The sequence below is a fragment of the Mesotoga sp. HF07.pep.5.2.highcov genome, assembly GCF_003666285.1.
In the GTDB taxonomy this organism is placed as follows: domain Bacteria; phylum Thermotogota; class Thermotogae; order Petrotogales; family Kosmotogaceae; genus Mesotoga; species Mesotoga prima.
Window position 1 is genome coordinate 1 of sequence record NZ_JFHJ01000348.1, and the last position, 2,637, is coordinate 2,637.

The 2,637-nt window shown below is 46.0% G+C and carries 3 protein-coding genes and 1 tRNA gene; 1 reads left to right on the plus strand and 3 read right to left on the minus strand.

From position 1 onward, the window contains the following. Positions 1-97: 97 nt before the first annotated feature. The 3 genes from BG32_RS07505 to BG32_RS07515 form a co-directional block, all read right to left on the minus strand. On the minus strand, positions 98-838 hold the full coding sequence (locus BG32_RS07505; protein WP_006487470.1) for a WecB/TagA/CpsF family glycosyltransferase: 741 nt from the start codon (positions 836-838) through the stop codon (positions 98-100). 74 nt (positions 839-912) lie between these two features. Further along, positions 913-1,002 (minus strand) — tRNA-Leu (locus BG32_RS07510). Between the two features lie 102 nt (positions 1,003-1,104). Continuing rightward, the gene (locus tag BG32_RS07515) at positions 1,105-1,806 is read right to left on the minus strand and encodes a DUF3298 and DUF4163 domain-containing protein (RefSeq protein ID WP_006487472.1); all 702 of its coding nucleotides are present in this window, start codon (positions 1,804-1,806) and stop codon (positions 1,105-1,107) included. 295 nt (positions 1,807-2,101) lie between these two features. On the opposite strand from BG32_RS07515, the gene BG32_RS07520 reads away from it, so the two are divergent. Further along, the coding region (locus BG32_RS07520; protein ID WP_121526640.1) for a fructose-bisphosphatase class II at positions 2,102-2,637 on the plus strand (536 nt) is incomplete at its 3' end.

Here is a 2,637-nt window from a genome sequence, read left to right on the forward strand (position 1 = left end):
CCAACGAAAGTGATTTCCCCGTCCTCAAATCTAACCAAAGCATCATCCACAAGAGGGTTCTTTAGATCATTTGTGAATGCCAAAACGTTAGTTACGATCATCTGGAACCACCTCTTCTTGATTCTAAATAAGATCTGATAACGTAAGTCTCGAAACTAAAGAGCTTGGGAATAATTTTGAGCCGCTTTCCAGGTTCTCGAACCACTCTGTAAAGCCATTCAAGGCCGGCTCGTTGCATCCATAAAGGAGCCCTCTTAAGATTGCCAGAAACGACGTCGAAAGATCCGCCTACGCCCATCAATATCTTTGCCTGGAGTTTCTCAGCATTCTCTGCAATCCAAAGTTCCTGTCTTGGGACACCCATCCCGACAAACAAAATATCTGCAGATGAAGCGTTTATTTCCGAAACGATTGTATCATTTTCTTCTTGCGTGAAGAAGCCACTGTGATGCCCGACAATGTCAATTAGTGGAAATCTTTGTTTTAGTTTTTCGGTTGTCTTTGTTACAACAGTCTCTTTAGATCCCAGAAGAAATATGCTCAATCCCTTTTCAGCAGAGAGTTCACAGAGCTTAAGCATCAAATCGATGCCCGGAACTCTTTCAAGGTTCCTTTTGGAAATTAGCTTAATTGCTTTCAGTACACCGCTTCCGTCAGGAACGACGTAATTCACTTTGTGTAGAGCCCTGCAATACTCCTCGTTGTGCATGTATTCGTAAGCAATCAAAGCGTTTATAGTAAGGACGTGTGATCTAACTCCCGATTGTGTTCGCTGAATGAGTTCATTTGCTACAGAAACTAGATCCTTCTCTTCCAGTTCGAAATCTAAGAATCTCAAACGAACACCTCCAAATTTCATTAAAACACGAAGAGCCACATTTTCAACGAAAAGAGGAAGGCTTAGCCTTCCTCTGGTGCCGAGGGCGGGAATCGAACCCGCACGGGGCTCTCAACCCCAGCGGATTTTGAGTCCGCCGCGTCTGCCAGTTCCACCACCTCGGCCAGCAATAAAACTTTACCATCAAAGGTTATCAGTGTCAACGAGTTTCTTTCGGATACGCCACCAGTCAGAACGGTCGGCTTTACAGCAGCCAGAACGCTTTCCTATTGTTTCAGCAATTCGCCCAGCGAGAAGCAGAACTCCGGCATTCCTGCTGCCCAGGGACCTATCTCGTATGGCTGGAAGTATACGCACAGTCTTCCTGCCTTCAGGTAGAAACCCTGGTCGGTTGTGACCCCCTTGAAATATTCCGGCCACAGGTCTTCTCGCTTTCCAATCTCTCCTGTTATCAGTTCATTCAGTCTGTCTTCAGCGGCCGCACTGTCCAAAACACTGTGAAGGGCAACAAGGCGGCATCTGTCAACAGAGATGTTATAAGTTCTTCTGGAAGCACCGGGGTGGGCCCCGCCTGTGTACTCGCTGAAGATCATGTCGATGCTAAGAATGCCATCGCTGAGATTAGCCTCATATAAAACATATATGCTGAATTTTCGGAATGGCCATTCGGAAGTTTTCGATTCTTCGTAAGCGGCCTGGGCCATTTCTTCGATCTGAGTTCTATAATCCGTAATCTCAGACTCAATAGTTGCGTTAAGATACTCTTCAAAAGGCTTGTCTTTCAAACCGCTTATTGAAGGAATCTGAATATTTATTTCGCACACTTCAGAGTCTTCGACAATGTTTTTCCCGAGAACGGATATCATGTTTCCATTGGAAAGAAAGATCTGTTCAGGAAGATCCTCGGTATAAGAAAACGCAACCGCAAGAGCGAACACCAAGTAGACTGCAATCAACAATCTTCGCATAGAAACCCCTCCTTTTAACGATCATTCATATTGTAAATGCTACAAAGGACAGAATAAGCATCTTCATACAAGAATAATACCACCGAGCTACCGCTGGGTGAGCCAAAAAAGATTGTGCAATTCTTTCTCTGATACTAATCACATCATTTTACTCAAAATGAATCAAGTAAATGGGTCTTGTGCGATTCTGTCATTGATTTCAGAGGTTCGCCATTTTCAGAGCGACTGGCTTGTTTGGAGAAGTAAGGCAGAAAAACGGTATCGCGGTGATATGATTTGTAAGGGGTTGATAGATTTGATTCCAGAGATAACCCTGGATATGGTTAGGGTAACCGAAGCGGCGGCCCTGTTTTCGAGTGTCTTCCTGGGGCGAGGTGACAAAGAAGCTGTGGATCAAAGAGCCGTTGATGCCATGAGAGGAATTCTTGATCTGCTGGACATGAAGGGTACAGTCGTTATCGGAGAGGGAGAAAAGGATCAGGCTCCGATGTTGGCTGCGGGAGAGCACGTGGGTAAGTGGAACGAAGATGATCCCGAGGTTCTTATCGCTGTCGATCCAGTCGACGGGACCAGACTAGTTGCAAATGGCCGATCGAACGCGTTGAGCGTTATTGCTGCGACTGAAGACGGAAAGATCGCTCCTCTCCCAACTTACTACGTAGACAAACTGGCCGTCGGGAAAGAACTTGCAGGGAATCTGGATATTGAAGCTACCCCGCGGGAAAACCTTCGTATTGCAGCCGCCATTCTTGGTGTCAATGTATCGGAGCTCACAGTAACGATACTAGACCGAGAGAGAAACCATCCGCTCGTGGAAGCAGTTAGAACGGT

Coding starts and splice junctions, on each gene's coding strand:
- BG32_RS07515 (WP_006487472.1), bottom strand. CDS start 1,806: ATGCGAAGATTGTTGATTGCAGTCTACTTGGTGTTCGCTCTTGCGGTT.